Annotated in this window: 17 protein-coding genes; 3 read left to right on the top strand and 14 right to left on the bottom strand. The window is 39.9% G+C overall.

Going from position 1 to position 19,740, the window contains the following annotated elements:
* Window positions 1–5: 5 nt before the first annotated feature.
* The 12 genes from ACOOEY_RS15455 to ACOOEY_RS15510 form a co-directional block, all read right to left on the bottom strand.
* Entirely contained in the window at window positions 6–1,124 is a 1,119-nt protein-coding gene (locus tag ACOOEY_RS15455) for a DUF4221 family protein (RefSeq protein ID WP_420385623.1), read from the bottom strand.
* A gap of 55 nt (window positions 1,125–1,179) precedes the next feature.
* On the bottom strand, window positions 1,180–4,224 hold the full coding sequence (locus tag ACOOEY_RS15460) for an efflux RND transporter permease subunit (protein ID WP_420385624.1): 3,045 nt from the start codon (window positions 4,222–4,224) through the stop codon (window positions 1,180–1,182).
* A 2-nt stretch (window positions 4,225–4,226) separates the two neighbouring features.
* Complete coding sequence (locus tag ACOOEY_RS15465; RefSeq protein WP_420385625.1) at window positions 4,227–5,285, bottom strand: efflux RND transporter periplasmic adaptor subunit; 1,059 nt, start codon at window positions 5,283–5,285, stop codon at window positions 4,227–4,229.
* Window positions 5,286–5,467: 182 nt separating this feature from the next.
* Entirely contained in the window at window positions 5,468–8,155 is a 2,688-nt protein-coding gene (locus ACOOEY_RS15470) for a carboxypeptidase regulatory-like domain-containing protein (protein WP_420385626.1), read from the bottom strand.
* Window positions 8,145–8,885, bottom strand: a complete 741-nt coding sequence (locus ACOOEY_RS15475; RefSeq protein ID WP_420385627.1) for a GLPGLI family protein — start codon at window positions 8,883–8,885, stop codon at window positions 8,145–8,147. The genes ACOOEY_RS15470 and ACOOEY_RS15475 overlap by 11 nt, the downstream gene beginning before the upstream one ends.
* Window positions 8,886–8,933: 48 nt before the next feature.
* Window positions 8,934–9,218, bottom strand: coding sequence for a hypothetical protein (locus tag ACOOEY_RS15480; RefSeq protein ID WP_420385628.1), 285 nt, complete (start codon window positions 9,216–9,218; stop codon window positions 8,934–8,936).
* A 4-nt stretch (window positions 9,219–9,222) separates the two neighbouring features.
* Entirely contained in the window at window positions 9,223–9,534 is a 312-nt protein-coding gene (locus ACOOEY_RS15485) for a hypothetical protein (RefSeq protein ID WP_420385629.1), read from the bottom strand.
* A 273-nt stretch (window positions 9,535–9,807) separates the two neighbouring features.
* Entirely contained in the window at window positions 9,808–10,278 is a 471-nt protein-coding gene (locus ACOOEY_RS15490) for a MauE/DoxX family redox-associated membrane protein (RefSeq protein WP_420385630.1), read from the bottom strand.
* Window positions 10,268–11,296, bottom strand: coding sequence for a hypothetical protein (locus ACOOEY_RS15495; RefSeq protein WP_420385631.1), 1,029 nt, complete (start codon window positions 11,294–11,296; stop codon window positions 10,268–10,270). The genes ACOOEY_RS15490 and ACOOEY_RS15495 overlap by 11 nt, the downstream gene beginning before the upstream one ends.
* Before the next feature lie 10 nt (window positions 11,297–11,306).
* Window positions 11,307–11,507, bottom strand: a complete 201-nt coding sequence (locus ACOOEY_RS15500) for a hypothetical protein (RefSeq protein ID WP_420385632.1) — start codon at window positions 11,505–11,507, stop codon at window positions 11,307–11,309.
* A gap of 192 nt (window positions 11,508–11,699) precedes the next feature.
* Entirely contained in the window at window positions 11,700–11,894 is a 195-nt protein-coding gene (locus ACOOEY_RS15505; protein WP_420385633.1) for a hypothetical protein, read from the bottom strand.
* Window positions 11,895–11,898: 4 nt separating this feature from the next.
* Window positions 11,899–12,090, bottom strand: a complete 192-nt coding sequence (locus tag ACOOEY_RS15510) for a hypothetical protein (protein WP_420385634.1) — start codon at window positions 12,088–12,090, stop codon at window positions 11,899–11,901.
* 352 nt (window positions 12,091–12,442) lie between these two features.
* On the opposite strand from ACOOEY_RS15510, the gene ACOOEY_RS15515 reads away from it, so the two are divergent.
* The 3 genes from ACOOEY_RS15515 (at window position 12,443) to ACOOEY_RS15525 (ending at window position 18,014) form a co-directional block, all read left to right on the top strand.
* Window positions 12,443–15,577, top strand: a complete 3,135-nt coding sequence (locus ACOOEY_RS15515) for an efflux RND transporter permease subunit (protein ID WP_420385635.1) — start codon at window positions 12,443–12,445, stop codon at window positions 15,575–15,577.
* A gap of 96 nt (window positions 15,578–15,673) precedes the next feature.
* On the top strand, window positions 15,674–16,837 hold the full coding sequence (locus ACOOEY_RS15520) for a 6-bladed beta-propeller (protein ID WP_420385636.1): 1,164 nt from the start codon (window positions 15,674–15,676) through the stop codon (window positions 16,835–16,837).
* A 10-nt stretch (window positions 16,838–16,847) separates the two neighbouring features.
* Window positions 16,848–18,014, top strand: coding sequence for a 6-bladed beta-propeller (locus ACOOEY_RS15525; protein WP_420385637.1), 1,167 nt, complete (start codon window positions 16,848–16,850; stop codon window positions 18,012–18,014).
* Window positions 18,015–18,021: 7 nt separating this feature from the next.
* Here ACOOEY_RS15525 and cdaA read toward each other — a convergent pair whose 3' ends face one another.
* Together cdaA and folP are read right to left on the bottom strand one after the other, a co-directional pair.
* The gene (gene cdaA / locus ACOOEY_RS15530) at window positions 18,022–18,870 is read right to left on the bottom strand and encodes a diadenylate cyclase CdaA (protein ID WP_420385638.1); all 849 of its coding nucleotides are present in this window, start codon (window positions 18,868–18,870) and stop codon (window positions 18,022–18,024) included.
* Window positions 18,867–19,724, bottom strand: coding sequence for a dihydropteroate synthase (folP, locus tag ACOOEY_RS15535; RefSeq protein WP_420385639.1), 858 nt, complete (start codon window positions 19,722–19,724; stop codon window positions 18,867–18,869). The genes cdaA and folP overlap by 4 nt, the downstream gene beginning before the upstream one ends.
* Between the last annotated feature and the right edge of the window lie 16 nt (window positions 19,725–19,740).

A 19,740-nucleotide genomic window follows, 5' to 3' on the forward strand; every position in this document is an offset into this window, starting at 1 on the left:
CTGTCTCAATAAAAGTCAGTTTTATCGAAAAGAATAGTATCCTCATTTCCGGCATCGAGGTTATGCTTCTTGAAATCTTTATTCCAGTAGATCTTATTTTCTATAAAGAAATAGTAAAAGAAAGATCTCCCATGATGCTTGAGGGTTTTAACAGAGTTGAAGTCTTTATCGATAACAATGACTTCCTTTTCTGTTTGTAAATCTCTCTCTAGAAAGGCGCGTTCAGTGACTGACGACCTGGCCACCCGGAAGTAGTATCCGGATTCAGGGTCGTAAATCAATTTTTCATATTCATCACTCAGCCAATGGGCCATGCTGTGAATACCTGATGCCTCAGTTTTACCTTGTACATCGGCTACTTCAACGGCATCTTTCACTAGCTCACTTTTGACCATATGGGTTTGAGTGTGCCCATTAAAATCGGTCACGTAGATTTCATGTGAGATGGGAAAGCTAATGATAAACTTGTCAATTCTCTCATTGTAAAGGATACTGGCGTCTTTGAGTTCCTGTGAATAATCCTTGCCTTTGTAGGATGCGGGAAAGTCAAACTTGAGTCTTTCTACGGAGCCATCCTTCAGGCTGATTTTACCAAAATAATTTGGAAAATTTTTGTAGTCTTTGGCTGAGTTTGGGCCAATGGTGACTGGCCACCCCTGAACATAAATATATCCTTTTCGGTATGCAATGGATGATTCTAGGTCGGCTGAACTGAAAACGACATCGGAAGATTCAATCTGCTGTTTATGATAGATTTCCCCCTGATTATCTGAGAGGTAAAAGCGTTGAAGCTGATTATCGAAGAAAATAATAGTGTCCTTGTTAACCATCTTCATCCCTCCGTTAATCCTCATATTATTGAGGGCATTGGGCCCCTGAGTATCATAAATGACTTTTCTTTCTATGGACTTGGTTGCCAGGTCATAAATGAGTAGTGCATTTTCATTATAGCTGAACATAGCCAGTTTCTGAGCACCATCCTCAGTAAAAGATTCATGCATAAAACTGAAAAGGTCTGCTACTGGATCTACAGGTAACGAGTAATCTGATTCCTGTGCCTGTAATAACCAACTTAGGGAAATGAAAATTCCTGTGACAAGGATAGAGCAGAGGTTTCTTCTCATATGATAACGGTAACGGTTTTGAGGTAACCATTTTTACCTCAGTACACAACCATATTTATGGTCTCTTTTTACTAACGAACCAATAAGCCAGAGGAACAAAGTAAAGCGCTGTGAACGTACCAATGGTTAGACCTCCAATCACGGCAAATACCAATGGTCGCTGTAGGTCTGCACCTAGTCCTTCAGAAAAAACCACTGGTAAAAGAGCAAGAATAGTAGTGATGGATGTCATGAGGATAGGCTTTAACCTGATCTCTCCGGTCCGTGCAATGGCCTCACTTATCCTCTGTTTATACTCAGTAACCTGCATCTTGTCAATCTGTCCCCTCAGCCTGTTGATGGTGTCTATTTTGAGTATAGCATCATTCACCATGATTCCAAGCATTACGATGATACCAATCGCAGACATCACATTGAGTGTACCACCTGTAATCTGAAGTACAATGAGAGCTCCCATTATACCCAGAGGGAGAGTGAAAATAACGATCAGGGGTTGAATGAGGGATTCGAACTGTGCTGCCAGAATGAAATAAAGCAGTGCTACCGAAATCATCAAAATGAAAATGAGCTGACGCAGGTTTTCCTGATCATCGAAATAAGTGCCATCAAAATCAACGGTTAGTCCCTTTGAAGCAGCCACTTTAGGAAGTTCCTGCATCATTGTTTGAATTTGTGATGCGCTGAGCTGCTCCCATTCCATGGACTGATAAACACCGGTTCTGTCGGCCGTAATGTTTTTCTCTGTGGAGGTAAAATCAATATTGACGAAAGTGCTCAGTGGGTACTCCTGATTCTGTAAGCCCCTGACAGTTACTGACTCTAATTGCTTTCTCAAGTCAGATTCAGGCCTTTGAATTCTTACGGGAGTTATTTCACCAAATCTTCTGATCTCAGTAACCAGATACCCATCAAGAGCATTGGCCAGGGCCGATTTAAACTGATTCTCTGAAATGCCATATACAGAAAGGCGCTTATTGTCTATAGTTGCTTCCAGGGCATCTTCATAGATGAACCCTTTACCCTGAAGTGGTAATTCCCGGCTAATTGATTCAACTGATTCTGCAAGCTCAGAATAGTCTTCTGATTTCAGTAATTCATTATTGCCCAAGGTTTTCCATTTGGCAGAGAAATAAGAGCCCTCTTTAGAGAAAATCTGGTCGAAAGCATTGGGAGCATCTTCAATAACGATATTGGCATTTGGATGCCGGTTTCCGAAATACGCGAATAGCCACTGTTCAGCCACATCTTTGTCTTGCCTTGAGTCAAACTTAAAATAGACTTCTGCATTTTCAACGCTTCCTTCGTCAACAGAAAGGATAAACTGCTTAAGCCCAATATCTGATTCACTCTCTGCTTCTATGTTTATTTCTTCCAGTAAATTTTCAATTCTCGTTTTGCTTACCTCAGCATCTATGGGCTCATTCCAAACGACTTTAAGTAGCGTTTCGGTTTTATCAATTTCAGGTAATCCTGCCTGTTCCATTTGATTGATAAAGAAATATGTCAGAGGAATTAAGCATAGAAGTAGAATAAAACTAACTGCTCTAAAGCGCCACAATACTTTATAAATAGCCTTGTACACTTTTAGAATCACTTTGAAAAACACGCTGTCTTCTTTTACCGGTTTTTTGATTCCCTGAAAGAAAATTCTGTAGAGTAGAGGAAGTAAGACAAAGGCAACCATTAGTGAGGTGCCCAGAATAATGGCTACTGATACTGCCTGGTCGAAGAATAAGGCTCCGGAAAGGCCATTCAGGAAGACAAGGGGTACAAATACCGCCAGTGTGGTAAGCATGGAGCTAATCAGTGGAGCCATTACCTCATTCACCCCTTGAATACAGGCATTAATGATGTCGAGCCCATCCTTTCGTTTTCGGGTAATATTATCAATGACAATGATAGCATTGTCTATTAGCATACCCAGTCCTAGAGCGAGGCCGCTAAGCGAAATAATGTTGATGCTCAGACCTACGGCATAGAATAGCAGAAAACTGATGATTAGGGAAACAGGAAGTGTAATGCCCATGATAATTGGCATGCGTACATTTCCCATAAAGAGGAAGAGTACTGCAAAGGCAAAGATACCTCCGTAAATAAGGCTTGTTCTCAGGTTATCGATTCCTGCATTCAGCAGGTTGCTTTGGTCTTGAGTCAATTCGAATTCTACCTGTGGATAGTCCACTTTGAATAATTCAACAGCTTCATAAACCTGAGGAACAAGGTCGGTCATTTTAGCACTGTTCTGCTTATGAATAGTGATAACCAATCCTTCCGTGTCTCCAGACAGGTGATAACTCTGAATTTTTTCTTGTTGGTAATTAATGTCTGCAACTCGCTGAAGAGCAATAACATCACCTTCGGGGGTAGAAAGAGGAAGGTTGCGGATTTCATCCAGATCATCCAGTCTATTCGCCATCCTGACGAAATAACGGTATTGACCATCTTTAATAGAAAGTTGTCCCAGGTCTTGATTGGCGCTTTTGAGTACCTGGTCAATTTGTCCTTCACTAATTTTCAAAGCCTGAAGCTGCTTACTGTCAGGAGTAATAGCAATAAATTGATCTCTGAATCCATTAATGTCCACTATTGAGATACCCGGGAGTTGTTCAATCCGCTTTTTAAGTACCTTCTCTGCCAATTCAGAAACCTCTATAAAGTCAGCCTGATTCTTTGGGATTAACTGGAGGCGAATAATGGGAATATCTGAGGTGTTCACCCTGATAATTCTGGGCCTATCCATGTCTCTGGGTAGAGTCTCAGAAAGTCGGTCTATTTTCTCATTAATCTCCACATAAGCCAGGTCCATACGGGTTCCGTAATTGAACTGCAGCTTAACAATCCCAGTCTCACTACCTGCGGTGCTCTCAATAGACTTTAGGTTGTTCAATGAGTTTAATTCCGACCTGATTGGTGCGAGTACACTGTTCTCTATAATTCTTGCCGGGTTGTTAGGGTAATCCACTCTGATCACCACACTGGGAACTTCTATTCCCGGCAAAAGAGAAACAGGTAGTTCCTTGATAGCGAGAAAGCTAAAGAATAGTATGCCCAAAAAGGACAGGAAAACAGCTATGGGTCTGTTGATCAGAAACTTTACCATCACTATTGGTTAGAATTCCCTAATTCTGTAGCTCTGGTTACCTGGGCATCATGAGCCAATTGTATGTTATTGGTGATGATGACTTCGGACTGGTCACTGATACCGCTGGTAATTTCTATATCTACTCCATTGTCTAGTCCTGTTTCGACATAATTCCACTTAGCTACACCATTTTCATAGGTAAACACCACTGGTCTTCCTGACTTCATGACAACGGCTTGTCTGGGTACTAATACATTTTCTGATTGCGGTGAACGAATCACAGCATTGGCGTTCATACCTGGTAATAGACCTTCTGTTTCATCGAGTTGAAGTTTGACTGAAACCATACCGTTTTCATCAACCTTGGGATTGATTTCTACAAGCGTGGCTTGAAAGACCATGTCTTTGAAGGCCAGGGGGTAAATATCTGCTTTTAGGCCAAGTTTAATCCGCCCATAGTCAGACTCTAATATTTTAGCTGTTAGTACCAATTGGTTTGGTGCATAGATAACACAGAGGTCATTTCCGGAAGAAATGATGTTGCCTTGTTTTTCTTCCAGTTCTGCTACACGGCCGTTGATGGGTGCTTTGACCTTGGTTTTTTCCAGATTGATTCTGGCTTCTCTAAGGTTTACTCTCGCATCCCTGAGCCCTGATGAGAGTTCCAGGTTGTTTCGTGCATTGTCAGTAAGCTTGGAATAGCCTAAGGAGTCATTTTGAAAAGCAACTTGTGCCTTTTCGTAGGCTAGTTGCGCTTTTTCAAGTGCAAATTCTTCAGAGGTGTTTTCCAGTTCAGCTAAGAGTTGACCTGCCTGTACCATTTGGCCATTTCTGATATTCAGTTTTTCAAGATATCCGGATCCTTGAAAGGTGACTTTCAGCTCATTGGAGGATTCCATCGTGCCTGAAGCATTAATCCTGAATTCGAAAGTAGATAGGATGGCTCTGGCCGTAGCAACCTCAGTTGGCTTAACCTGTGCTCTGAGAGATTCAACATCAGGTTCCTCAATCTTGTCTTGTTTTTCTTTGCAGCCTAGAGTAAAGAATAAAAATAGTGCTGCCAGTATTGTGTTCCTCATTATGCTAAAAATAGTTTCAAAATTTATGAAATAGAAACTATTGAGAAAGAAAGTTTTAGTTGTTAGTAAAGTGCAGACCGGGCTGTTAAAAGAAAATGAGTTTAAGAGTCTGACCAACAGTTTTAACTAGTGGTAGTCGTCATTCAAATTCTTTTCTAGAGAAAACCAAATTGATACTGAGTTCAAAGAGCGCATGAAACTTTAAAAATGAGGGTCCCGGGTTGTATATAAATTTGTTGGTCACTTGTATAGTGCTCATTTAAAGAGTTGGTTCTGATAAAGCGATTATTGAATATGTTCCGCAGCTCAATTTCATATACCCATCGTCCTGAATTGTTTTGAGACCTCATTATCAAGTCACTTGAATGATAGGTACTCTGGTTGTTCCTTGTTATGTCTTTATAAAGAATAAGTGAGTTTCTCAAAACAGCTCTTGTTCCTGATCTGAACTGATACTCTGATTCTGTCAAAATATTATGAGATAGAAACTTGTTTTGGACCCTGACCCCATACTGATTAAAAGATAACGTATAGCCCAGCGTAAGGATCAGTTGATTATCACTTACGGTAGAAATGCCCAAAGATGTTGAAATGCTCTCTGCCCTGTTTGTTATGTCTTCCGAATTTATTCTTTGAGGAAACAGTCGTTGGGAGTAATTCAAGCTGATGTTGGTTTTAATGTACTTGAATCTCTTACCATAGTCAGTTCTCAATTTGAATTCACTTCTAGGAGAATGGACCATCATGGGGCTAAGGGTTGAGTAGATTCCATTCAGCAGAATATCTGAAGCAATAGATTTTACGGACAGAGAGTAGTTTAGATCCAGGTCTATATTGTTTCCCTTTATCAGGTTGTATTTGCGATACTTCAATCCAATTAGGTGAGATAGTGTAGGAGATAGGTTTGAGTTACCTGTAAAAACCTGATTAAAATTATTGAGTGTGTTATTAATTGCTACTTGTTCGGGAGAAGGGAAGTTGTATTCAAGCCTGTAGTCAACATTAAAATGCTCAGTCTTTCCTAAATCATATTTCCAATTTAATGATGGTGAAATAAGGAGGAACATCTTATGGTTAATATCCACATTGGGGTTTGTTTTCCAGGAATAATAATTCCATTTGATGGATGAGTTGATCGTTGATTGTCCCAGTCTTATCTTGTAATCAGTACCCAGATAGGAGCTTGCCAGGGTATAGGAAAGCTCATTTTGAAATCCACTCAAAGGAATTTCCATTTGATTATCTAATAACTGAGATTCACTGGTATTGTACTCAAACTTTGAAAGTTTAGAATTGAATTCTATCGAAAACAAGCTCTGTGGGTTAAATCGAATGTAATCTTTGATAGAAATGGAGTAGCCGTAATCTTTAGTCTGATAGCTCTGTTTTATCCTGTATACCTCTGCTTCTTCCAGGTTAACAGCAAAAGCACGAGAGTTGCTTTGCCACCATGTACTGGGGAGCCTATTGTTTAGCGAGGTATAGAAGTCGATAGACAAGGTGTGTATAGCAGACAATTTATTATTTAAGGAGAATGATTGCGAGAATGACCAGTTTTCAAAGTCCGACTGGCTTAATAGAAGATTATTGCTTGCATCAGACCTTGTACTAATATTAACTAGCTCTTCTTTGGTGTTAGACCTAAACGAGGTCACCGAACTGAAGTACTTTGAATCTGATCTTGAGAAGTCCATGTTTAATCGGGCCAGTTTAAATGAATTAGTAAGTTCCCTGTCTTCTTTTCGTACCTCTTGAATCATTGAATTATCGTCAAGGAAATAGCCATTTGTATTGATAGTTTTGAAGTCTGACGCTGAACTAGATGACATTATAAAGCCATTTACGTCCAGCTTTGAGGTATGTAGTTGAATATTGGTACCCAGAAATAATTCCTGATAATGCATAGGGTCTGACTGAAAGAAGTAGTCGCTGAGGTCGTTTATGCTTTTCATGAAATTTTCGGCATCGACAAAAATTTTACTAATGTCCTGGAAGCCTAGGTAGTCTTCAAAGCCCAGCGACTTTTGACCTATGTTGTTCGCGTCCAGGATTAGATTGGTAGATACGCGCGGATGATAGTAGAAAAGGGTTGAATTGGTTTGATATCTACTCTGATGGCCTCCTCCTACACTAATATCCCCGAAAAGTATTTTTTTCTTATTCTCTTTCAATTTTAAGTTCATCACGAGCTTATCACCTCCCAACCCTTTCAGAAAGTTTACTTTTTGATAGTTGTCGATAAACTCGATCTTCTCAATCGCATTTGAAGGGATATTATCAATGGCTAGTTTAGTGGTACCGTTGAAAAATGTACGACCTTCAACAAGCACCTCGGCCACCTTTTTGCCGATTAACTTGACAGTGCCATTTTTATCAATTTCAACTCCTGGTAATTTTAGAAGGGCCTCTTTAAGTTTTCTTTCTGAACCTGAAGTAAACTGGCTAAGATCGTATATGACCGAGTCTGTTTTGACTTGTATAGGTATTTGGTAAGAGAGTTCAAACTCACCCAGGTCTTGAATTTTGTCTGTCAAGACAAAAGTAGCAGAGAGCCCTTCTGAGGGAACAATAATTTGAACTTGTTTTCTAACGTAGGCAATGTGCAAAAAAGTTAGGGTATAGCTTAAGTTCTGTACAAGTTCGAATTCAAACTCACCTGTTGCATCAGTTAATGCGAACTCATTTGTTGTGATGGAATCTTCAGTTGTCAAAATTACATTGACAAAAGGGATGGGTTTGCTCAAAGAGTCCTGTACTACACCTTTGAGTTTTATTTGCTGGGAGAATGAAGACTCGTTGAATATCAGAATCAGGAGAATGGAGAGCGAGAGTTTTGTTTTAAAGATGCAGATATCTAATTCAGCGATCATCTATAGAGTCCAATAAATTGTTGAAGTCATTCCGACTCATTTCTTGTCCTTTTTTAGGGCGTTGAATGAGATTCAGGTCGCTCTGAGGTATGCTGGTTTCTAACTTGAGCAATACGTACACGGCAGATTTACTCTCTCTGAGTTCAAGAATAAGTCCGGGTAGTCCGCCATACCCGGCAGGTCCTGTAGGTATTGGTATTTGAGGAGTGTACCATGCTTCTACCTGGCTTTCACGAGAGCCATTATCTCTCTCAACATTGCGTATTCCTAATGCCTTAAGGCAGGTATATCCCTGAATCTTCTTTTTTTCGTTAGTTAATACCCACTTAAACCGGTTGAGTGAGTCGATTATGACTATTGGCTCACCCAGAGACTCGTCTATGGTGTATGTAGTTAGGCTGGAATAGTCGGTATAAATTATTTCATCTGCTAATACAGCAGCAATATTTGAACTGAGCTCATCTGTCAATGCATTTACCGGTCTTACAAAAGAACCAAATGAATTGAATATCAGTTGAACCTGGACATCTTTGCCCGAATCAAAAAAAGCCGAGAGGTATTCAATGGCTCTTTTCTCTTTGTCTTGATATACTTTTCCTGAGTCAAGGTCCAGATCTGGTATCTTAAATCCGGTTGTCACGCTGTAAATTGCTGAGCCCTGGTTGATTTGAGAGTAAATCTCACCCATGCAGGCCAGTAAGAAAAGGGTAGTAAAAGTAATTTTAAACATGTTCAAAGGGGTTGTAGGAGAGCATGGCTACACTCTCCCGGGTAGATATTATTTCGTATCAGTTGAAAGAATTTCACAGAGCTCAATAATCAGATCGCGGATCTTCTTTATATCCTCTTTTGGTAAGTCAGTATATTTTTTGAGAAGTTCCTTAGTAGCTAGACCGATCATCCAACAATTAATACTATCATCTTCATTGTCGGGACTTTTTGCTAAATATTCAGTCTCATTTCCCCTGATTTGATCAGTTCCTGATGCAAGTATGGCGGGTCTGACTGAAGTAATACTTACAATACTCAACCCTAATATCAATTGTAATTTGAGCTTTTTCATTGGTCTACTTTTCAGTTAAAATCTTACATATCTCTTCGACTATATCGCCAATTCTTCTGGCCTTTTCCTTGTCCACATCGGTCCATATGATGATGAGAGCCTCAGCTGTATCACCTATTTTTTCACAGTCCACTTCAGGAGTGAGACAGTTACAATCGTTATAGTTAACTGCTGGGAGGATGGTATCGGAAAAATTTCCATCAATTGAAATAACCCTTGAATCAGAGTTTTCGGGTACTGATGTTTTATCGGCATAAGACGTGTTGTTCAAGAAGAACAAGCAGGAGATTACGGTAGTCAATAGTAGTTTTTGCATAGTTATTAGCGTTAGAATTCACCTACTCTTTTTCAGGGTTTTCGGTATCCCCCCTTATGAATGATTTATTCTTAATGTCAAATGGGAAAGAGACACCATTGAGTTGGTTTCAATTCATCAGCGGGGCATGTGAATGGAAGAATGTTGAAGAGTGAGGGAGGGTAAATGAGTTGTATCACCCGAAGCCATATATGATATCAAATATAGATTTTAATTATATTTAAGCAAATAAATTATTTTAATAATTGGATAAGTTATAAAAACAATAATAGCCTAGTCAATCTTTCGAGTGTTATACCTAAGCCCTAATCCTAACTTCTTAATTCCCTTAAACCTCTTCTGACAGGTTATTGAAAGTGTTAATCCAATGATTAGGAGTAAGTTTACTATTATGTGTGACTCCAGAGAAATGAATGAAAATATACCACCGCAACTACAAGTGTCATTGTTTAAAGTATACCTGGATAAGATATGCACTGTAAATATTACCAAACTGCCAATGGCTAGGTATTGGCCAATGAGCCGTGTTTTACTGTTAAGTAATAGAGCTACTATGATGATCTCAACTACAAGTAAAAAGTAGGCTAAAGACCATAATTTCAAGTTATATATAAGAGGGATTCTGGCGAACTTAATATAGAATGTATCGAAGTGTAGAACCTTGTCAATTACGCTGTATGAAAAGATAAATAAGGTTGCATACAGAATGAATGCTGAAATATTTTTGGAGTATCTAGTAAGCATAATTCACAATGGAAAAGTTTTCGTAGAGAATTGTTAACTCACCGTTCGCATAGGCCAAATCAATGGGTCTCTGCTTTTCAAAATTGGGTATCAGAATACTGTTCTGATACTCGAGAGTTTCGAGATCATAGATATCCAGGATTCGATTTTCGGATTGGGACTCTTTTACCACATTGGATAGTATCATTAACTGGGTGTCAGATATGGCAGAGGCATAGTTAACAAAGTTGTCAGGTTCGATTCCGCTGATGGTATATCCTCCTCCTATGTCTACATTTTTTGCTCTTGGTAAATCAAACCCGTCTATAGTTCTTCCAAGTTTGATGCTACCATTGCCACTTAGTAGGAAGTAGCAAGAAAACTTGTAGCAGATATAGACTACATCAGTGCCATTGGAAGCATATTGGCCTTCAAAAATCAAGCTTTTATTTACCCTTGGAAAGGAGCCAAATTCCTTTTCAACTAATTCCTGAAAGCTAAACTCTTGAACTGTGCGCTTCTCCTGAATGTCTATAAGCTTAAATTTGGGAGTGTCGGTTTCGAAATCTGAAATGAAGAACAGGCTGTCCGAATATTGGATCGTATTTCCAACCTGTATTTCGGGTTTATAATAATAGCTCAAGGTATCATCGCTAATAGAAAACCTACGGATTGCATTGTGAGAGTAATCATAATCGTAGTAAGTGTTACCGGTCTTGTTGAAGTACCAAATACTGCCATTCTCCCAAATAGCACCTCCGGGTTTTCCGTACTCATTACTTTTGATTCCGTTTCTGGTAAATTCTATGATTTGCTTTGAATTGGCATCAGAGACCCAAATGTGTTTCTTATCTCTCCAGATTCTGATAATCTTCCCGACCACTTCAAAGTTGGTGACTTTCTTTAGGTCAGGCTCAATAAAAATTCTTTTACTGATTGAAAGTGGATGATTGACACCTAAAGAATCCGGTTTAGTAGCGAACAGGATGATCAAAATAGCTATTCCTAAAGTAGAAAAAGCTATTGCAATTTTAAGCATTCTCATATACCTAAAACTTAATGGTTATAGTATCTCCATTCTTGTCCTTTTGCAGATCAATCCAGATGATTTTTTTCACTCTGCAGGCTGTGCCACTTCCTTCACAATAACGGGTAGAACCTTCCTCACTTTGTGAATAGGAACGGAAGAACAATAGTGAACCGACTAATACAAGTACAATTGTTATCGGCTTGATGTATTTTGCTTTCATTTCCTTATGACAATTATTGCTGCACCATTTTTGTCCTTTTGTGATTCAGTTGTTGCAGAAGAACCATCTGGTCCTGTGACAGTGGCAACACACTTGACCCCTGAACCTTTACAGGCTGTCACTGTGGTCTGCGAAAATGATAAGCACACGCAGCATATTGACAATACGATGATTAGATGTAGTTTTTTCATGTTACTTGATAATCACGATTATGGATCCCTCATCTTTACTCTTTTCAGAACGTAGTTGCTCTCCGCAATCGGTTTTGACATCACATCTAATACCAGAACCGGGACAAATATGTACGGTGCCCTCACTTCTGGCATCCAAAGCCAATAAGCTCGAGAAACAGAATAGGACTATGCGCCAGTGTCTAAAACTTTTCATGAGATCACTTTTTAATAATTACAGCAGTACTGTCTTTATCTTTTTCAGACTTGGTCTCAACACTGCTTCCATCAGGGTTCGTCACCTTGGCTTCACATGTAACTCCAGATCCCTTACACATATGGATTTCTTCCTGAGCATGCACCATGATGATGCATGTTAAGCTGAGGATGGCTAACAAAGCTTTCCTTTTCATTGTAATGTCGTTTTAGCCATGCCTACTCTTTTTCAGGGTTTTCGGCATTCCCCTTTATATTGATTCGCATTGACGGAAGGGAACATCATCAAGTGAGACTCAAATAACAGGGAGTGAATGGTAAGGGTGTTGAAGAATTGAGAATGCCAGCAATTGATGATAGTGCTGAATTTTAGCCTGATGCTCAAATATAGCTGTCAACTATATTTAAACAATTAAATTAATATAGGAATTAAATTAATTATAAAATTATTGTTTGTAGGTCTTGAGTTTATATTTTGAAAAGTACTACTCAATTTTAAAAGGTATTGGTGTTGCGTTTTGTCAAATTTCATGACTACTTTGTTAGTTCATGAATGCACAAAGACCATTTAGGGTTGTAATCATCTTTTTAGTACTGGCCATTATTGGAGTGGCTTTTATACCAAGACTCAATGTTAATTTTACTCCCAGCTATAGTACCCCCGTATTAAGAATTGCTTACAGTTTGCCAAATGCTTCTCCTGATATTGTAGAGCGTCTGGCAACATCCCCTTTAGAAAATGCACTTTCTCAAATAGAAGGTACGGATAAGATCGAGAGTATCTCTTCCTACAACAATGGGAGCATTACATTGACTTTTGATAAGGATTCCGATATGGACTTCAGAAAGTTTGAGGTGAACTCCATTATTCGAAATATTTATAAGAAGCTTCCTGAGAACCTGAGCTATCCAAGAGTAGACCAGGTGGGAGGCAATCAGAATGCAGATGAAGAAAGAAGTGCTATTCTGATGTACTCCATCAATGGTCCTTATGCCCCTTTTAAGTTGCAAGCCGATGTAGACGAATTTATCAGGAAACCGCTGAGCCAAATTAGGGATGTACATAGTATTGAAATTAAGGGAGGAAATCCCTTGCAAATAACTGTTGATTTTGATGCACCGGCACTTCTCCGTTACGGTCTCGATAAAGGAAGTATTAACCAGGCTCTGAGTAGCTTCACTGATGCGGTTTATGCCGGTTTGGCCAAAACACCTTCAGGCCAGCAGTTCTTCTTTAAGACCAGTGCGCAACTTCCTGATATAGCCAGCCTTGGTCAGACTGAGATTACCAGAATTGCCGGAAAACCCATCTATCTCAATGATGTGGCTCAGGTCTATGTTGAGGAACAGGAGCCCACTTCATATCGCAGAATCAATAGCAAGAATGCAGTTTACATGTCCGTCTATGCCAGACCCTCGGTCAATAAGGTGGTTTTAGCTCAGGAGATAAAAGACAGAATTGAGGGTTTGAAAGCCGGGCTGCCTACGGGTATTGATGTTAGACTTGAGAATGATGACACGGAATTTCTGCGGGAGGAAATGGATAAGATATATATCAGGTCTGGCTTGTCCATAGCCATACTTGTACTGTTTATCTTTCTGATTAACCGAAATATCAGGTATCTGCTTACCCTCTTTCTGGGAATTGTAGTGAATCTATGTATGACTGCCATTGTCGTTTATGCTCTCAATGTAGAGTTACATATGTATAGCATAGCCGGCCTGACTATCTCATTTGGCTTAATAGTGGACAATGCTATTGTGATGCTTGACCACCTGCACAAAAAGAAAAACTCCAGAATATTTCTCGCTCTGTTAGCCGCGTCACTTACTACCATCATGGCCTTGTTGATGGTTCTGTTATTGCCTGAAGAGGAAAGGAGAAACCTGACAGACTTCTCGATAGTCGTTTCTATCAACCTGGCAACATCACTGCTGATTGCCCTCTTCTTTACGCCTTCATTGTATATGCTACTTTTCAAAGAAGAGCTTCAGCGAAGCAAAAAGATGATGAGTATCAAAGGTTTGAGGAGAAGAGTATCCTGGTTTCGAGGTTATGGCAAAAGCATTCAGTTGATTGTTCGCTACAGGAAGGCTTTTATTATTGTGGTTATTCTCGCTTTTGGCTTGCCCGTATTCAAGCTTCCCCTTCAGTGGGAAGGTCAGGAATGGTATAATAAGTCTATTGGAAGCGATAAGTATCAGGACGATATTAAACCCATAGTAGACAAGGCGCTGGGAGGTGCCTTGAGGAAGTTCGTGACGGAGGTGTATGAAGGTTACTACTATGGTACTCCTGAGAGAACAAGGTTGTATGTCAGTGCAAGGCTTCCTTTTGGTACCACTTTGGAAGATGCCAATTTTGTTATATCCAGAGTGGAGGATTACCTGGTTGGTGTACAGGGCATAGATAAATATGTTACTGATGTAAATAATACTTCTGCAAGAATTGAGATCACCTTCAAACCTGAATATGAGAACTCCGCTGTTCCCTATCAGCTCAAGGGAAGACTTCAGGCCAGATCTTTAGATTTGACAGGGGTCAGGTGGTCAATCTATGGGGTTGGACAGGGTTTTAGTGCCGGTGGAGAGAGTAATCAGACACCGAGTTACTCGGTTGTTATGAAAGGCTATAATTACGATGAACTGGAGGAGCAGGCCTTGATCTTTGCTGATATGTTAGTGGAGGGTAATAGGCGCGTTCAGGAAGTCAAGACCAATGAAAAGATGGGCTACTCGAGTGAAAAGACAAGTGAATATGTGCTCACTTTTGATGTGGACAGGCTGGCAAGGGCCGGAATTACCAGGGCAAAGATTATGGGGACCCTGGGTGATTTGACAAAGCCAAGAGGTCCATCGCTTCAGGCCAATTACAGAGATGAGCGCTTACCAGTTTACATTAAAGCCAGTAATGCCGACCAGTTTTCCAAGTGGGACCTCATGCAGGAAGCATTGCCAATTGATACAGGTCGATTTGTGAAAATTAAGGATTATGCCTCATTGGTCTTTGAAGAGACGGCCAATGAACTTAGAAAAGAAGACCGTCAATACCTGAGAAGATTGGCATTCGATTATATGGGTTCGGCTAAATTCGGTCGTCAATACCTGGAGGAGAGCATTGAGAAAATGGAAAAGCTTTTACCTGTAGGTTATAGCATTGAGTCGAGGAATAACTATTTCAGCTTTAGTCAGGAGAAACGTCAATATGGTCTGCTACTGTTTTTGATGATCGGGATATTCTTCATTTGTGCTATCCTTTTTGAAAACTTAAAGCAGCCTTTTTATATCATAGTCACTATTCCCATTTCATTTATCGGACTATTTCTGATTTTCTCTTTATTCGATTTTCGTTTCGATCCGGGAGGGTTTGCTGCTTTTGTTATGCTTGGAGGGCTGGTGGTCAATGCTTCAATATTTATAGTAAATGACCTTAATAACCGTTCGCTCAAGCACTACAATCGTTCAGTACTCCGCTCTGTTATTGGAAAAGCACAACCTATTATTCTTACCATTTTATCGACTTGCTTTGGCCTGATTCCATTTCTAATGGAAGGAGATTCGGAGTATTTCTGGTTTGCTTTGGCTATAGGGACCATCGGAGGGTTGGTGTTCTCCACTGTTGCAGTATTTGTTTGTCTGCCTGTATTCCTCAGTAAAAGAAAGAGTATTAGAGCAATAAGTTAATGGTCAGTAGATTTAAATCGTTTCAAGTAGAGTCTTTTCAACTTAGTTTTTAGGTAAACGAATATTTTAGTTATACTTGGTGATAAACTAAAACGAATGAATTACCTGAAAATCACAGTATGTATATTGTCCTTGGTTTTGCTGTCCTCTTGTGGAACTAAGGAGGGAAGTCAGGCTCAACCGTCTCAGAACTTAGATCAATTCAGGAGCTTTAATATCGATATGAATGCTCCTCAGAGGAAGATTACCGATCTAATTGAGTCTGTCAGGATATTTAAGCTGGAAGAAACAGAAGAATCACTTCTCGGGAATGTATTCAATGTCACGGTCCATGATCATATGATTGTGTTTCCCAATACTTCTGAGAATACGCTTTACTTCTTTGATGATAAGGGAAACTTTATCAGGAAGCTGAACAAAGGGGGCGATGGTCCCGAGGAGTATTCATCTCTCTGGTCTTACTGGTTTAAGGGAGATACTTTGAAGATTTATGATAATGAACGACCACGAGTAGCTTTTTATTCGTTGCAAGGAGATTATCTGGGAGCTATTAAAGTTCCGGAGAGAGCTAATCATGTTTATGAAAATGAAAACGGCTATTGGTTAGATATGAGCCTTAGGTTCAGAGGAGATTCAACCAATTATGAATTGATTAGCTACGATCACCGGATGCAAAATCCAAAATACTTTTTGCCATTTAATCAACAGGTGGGGTTTCCCATAACCACCACCACGAATAGCATGACTCCTTACAAGGAGGATATGATGCTCTATAAACAGATTCTGAATGATACTGTCTACAGTATCGAGGGAGATGAGTTGGAGCCTCTGGCTCATATGAACTTTGGTAGTGAGTTTCTTTGGTCTGACGAAGAGATGAGAGATAACCCACAGGGAGCGATGAATAGCATTAATGAGTCAGGTAAGGTTTGGATTATATGGCCTAAAATAGGAGAGAGGTTTATATACCTTACCTACAACATTTCTTTTCAGGACAGCTTCGATATGCTCATTGACAGGGTTTCCGGTGAACAGGTAAAGATCGATAAGAGAAAGACTCAGGAGGAAAAGTTTGGATTAATGTTCAACCTTTGGAAAAATGATGAAATGCTTGTTGGTGTAAATTCACTTGATTTAGCGGAGATACTAGAAGAGCTTTCTGAGGAGCAATACTCTTTTGAAGAGGGGAGCTCTCTCGATTTGATAGAATCTTCCGAAAACCCTGCTATGATGTGGGTAAAATTCAAAAGCTTAGATTAAACTTATTAGTATGATTGATTTGAATAGACACACTCTGATTCTTACGTTACTGGCGTCAATACTCATTTCTTGTGGCTCCAACAGCCGGGAAGAAAGAAGTGAATATACCTTAGATGTAACGGACGAATTTCAGCAATACCATATTCAGGCTGATGCCCGGGCTGTTCGACTTCCTGATCTTGTTGAGCATATGACCATTGTTAAGCTGGAAGAAACGGATGAATCTCTTTTGAATAGAACCTCAAACCTCTTTGTCAATGAGGAAGTGATGATTACTTCTGATCCCAGAAATGGAGATTTCTACATCTTTGACCGGTCTGGTAATTTTAAGACTCACTTTAATCATATAGGCAATGGGCCGGAGCAATATGCAAGGGCTTGGGGTTTTTGGGTAGAAGGTGAGCTTATCCGTATTAATGATCCTGCCAATTCTGCAGTAATAGACTTCGATATGGACGGGAATTTTGTAGGCCGTATTGAGTTGCCGTACAGCCCTAATCATATCATAGGAGATGGAGAAAGTATTTGGTTGGAAGTAAGTACCACCTATGTCAGAGATTCCGTTATGGCTCAGCTTTCAAAATACAACCCTAAACAGGGAACTGATTCTCTCTTTCTTCTTCAGAAACTAAGAGGGCGATTCGATATGCCTTCAACTATGAACAGTTTCAGTTATTACGAAGGTAATATTCTTTATAAACGGTTCTTAAGTGACTCCACTTACATGATCAAAGACGGAAGTGTTTATCCGTTTGCACTTATCGAGTTTGATGAAGGGTTTTTATGGAACGATGCTGAAGCGTTAGATTATGAATATCAGCAAGGCTATGATGCTATGAATACCAGTGGTAAAGTATGGCAGGTTTGGCCATTTTATGGCAGGGACTGGGTTTATATGCGTTATCATACCACGATGACCGATGCTAAATACCAGTTTATCAATCGAAGGACTGGTGAACAATTTCATTTAAAGGATATTATCGTAGGAGAGGAGACAATACACCTGAATGCACGACTAAGCTATGAGAATCAGATGGTAATGGCCGTTAGTTCGGATCATATTACCGAATTACTTGAGTACTTCGATGCATCACAGTATTCATTTGCGGAGGGTAGTAGTTTAGAAGAAATAGAGTCTTCAGAAAACCCCGTTATTTTATTTATGAAGTTTAGGTAGTTAGTAATTATTGGTTAATTATCTCCAGATCACTCTCTTCACCGGCCTTCTCTTTGATATTTTCTGTTTCAGACAGGTATGAAAGAATCCGCTTTCTGATTTCAGGAATGGAGAGATTGCTATCGATTCTGCCATTTCTTATAATCGATATTTGCCCCGTTTCTTCGGAAACGGACAGGATCAAAGTGTCAGTAGCCTCCGACATTCCTATAGCTGCCCGGTGTCGCATACCATAATGAGCGGGCAAGTCTCTTTCACTTACAGGTAAAATGCATCGCGCTGCAAGTATCTTTCCCTGGTATATAATAATAGCACCATCGTGGAGAGGGCTATGCTTATTGAATATGGCTATGAGCAACCTTTTTGAGAGGGTAGCATCCAGTCGGTCTCCTGAATCAGCATAGAATTTTAGTTCGGAGTTTCTGCTGAATACCATCAGCGCACCAGTATTAGTCGAGGATAGATTTTTAGAGGCTTCAATGATTGGAGTCAGATTGAATTGCTCTTTGCTTTCTTTCCGTTTCCAAATCATTAGTGACTGAAGCAGGCCATCTTTCCTGAAGGTGGTTTTTCCCAGTACAATCAGGAATTTTCTAATTTCCTGAGAGAAAATAATGATGGCGGCCAATACACCAACTCCCATAAACTGCCCCAGAATACCAGTAAGCAGTTCCATTTCTGCAGCTCGTACAATGAGGTAAACGAGATATAGAACCAGGAAGCCAATTAATACTCTGACGGCAACACTGCCTTTCAACAGTTTATAAACCTGATAAAGCAATACACTCACCAGGGCGATATCGAGCATATCGATCCATCTGATATCCAGAAACCCTATGTTGAAAGAATAGATCAAGTGTTTAAGGCTTTATAAAGTTTAATAGTCTCTCGAGCTTCTTTTACATCATGAACTCTGAGGAGATTGGCTCCATTTTGTAGGGCAACCATATTCAAAGCTGTTGTTCCGTTCAGTGCTTCCTCCGGCTCAATGCCCAATGATTTATAGATCATCGACTTTCTGGAAAGCCCTGCCAAAATCGGAAACCCAAGTCTTTTAAGATAATTTAAATTTCGGAGTAATTCATAGTTCTGCGAGATGCCTTTGGCAAAACCGAACCCGGGGTCGATGATGATATCAGCTATTCCCAACGCTTTTAGCTGATTACATTTTTCTGCAAGCTCTTTACTAATGTCAATCAATAGATTGTCGTATTGATTGAGCGTCTTCATGGTCTGAGGAGTACCTCTCATATGCATGAGGATGTAAGGAACTTGAAGCCGGGCTACAGTTTCAAACATGGTGGGGTCGAGGTTGCCTCCCGACACATCATTGATAATATTGGCGCCAGCTGATATGGCGGTCTCAGCAATGGAAGCCCTGAAGGTATCGATGGAAATCAAAACATCGGGGAACTTGGAGCGAATGAGTTCAATGGCCTGGGTTACTCTGTTGGTTTCCTCCTTAGCATCTATGTCTTCTGCCCCCGGCCTTGTAGAATATCCTCCAATATCCAGAATGAAGGCTCCATGACCTATCATTTCTTCAGCCTTATTAATAATGGCCGTATCCTGATTGACGCGACTTCCAGAGTAGAATGAATCAGGTGTAATATTAAGAATCCCCATCACCTGAGGCTCATCAAGGCTCACCAGATTTCCATTGATATTCAATGTGGTTTTAAGCTCAAATAACTTATCTTTCGCGTTCAAGAATTCTTTAGACTTT

The sequence above is a fragment of the Roseivirga sp. genome (assembly GCF_965216855.1).
In the GTDB taxonomy this organism is placed as follows: domain Bacteria; phylum Bacteroidota; class Bacteroidia; order Cytophagales; family Cyclobacteriaceae; genus Roseivirga.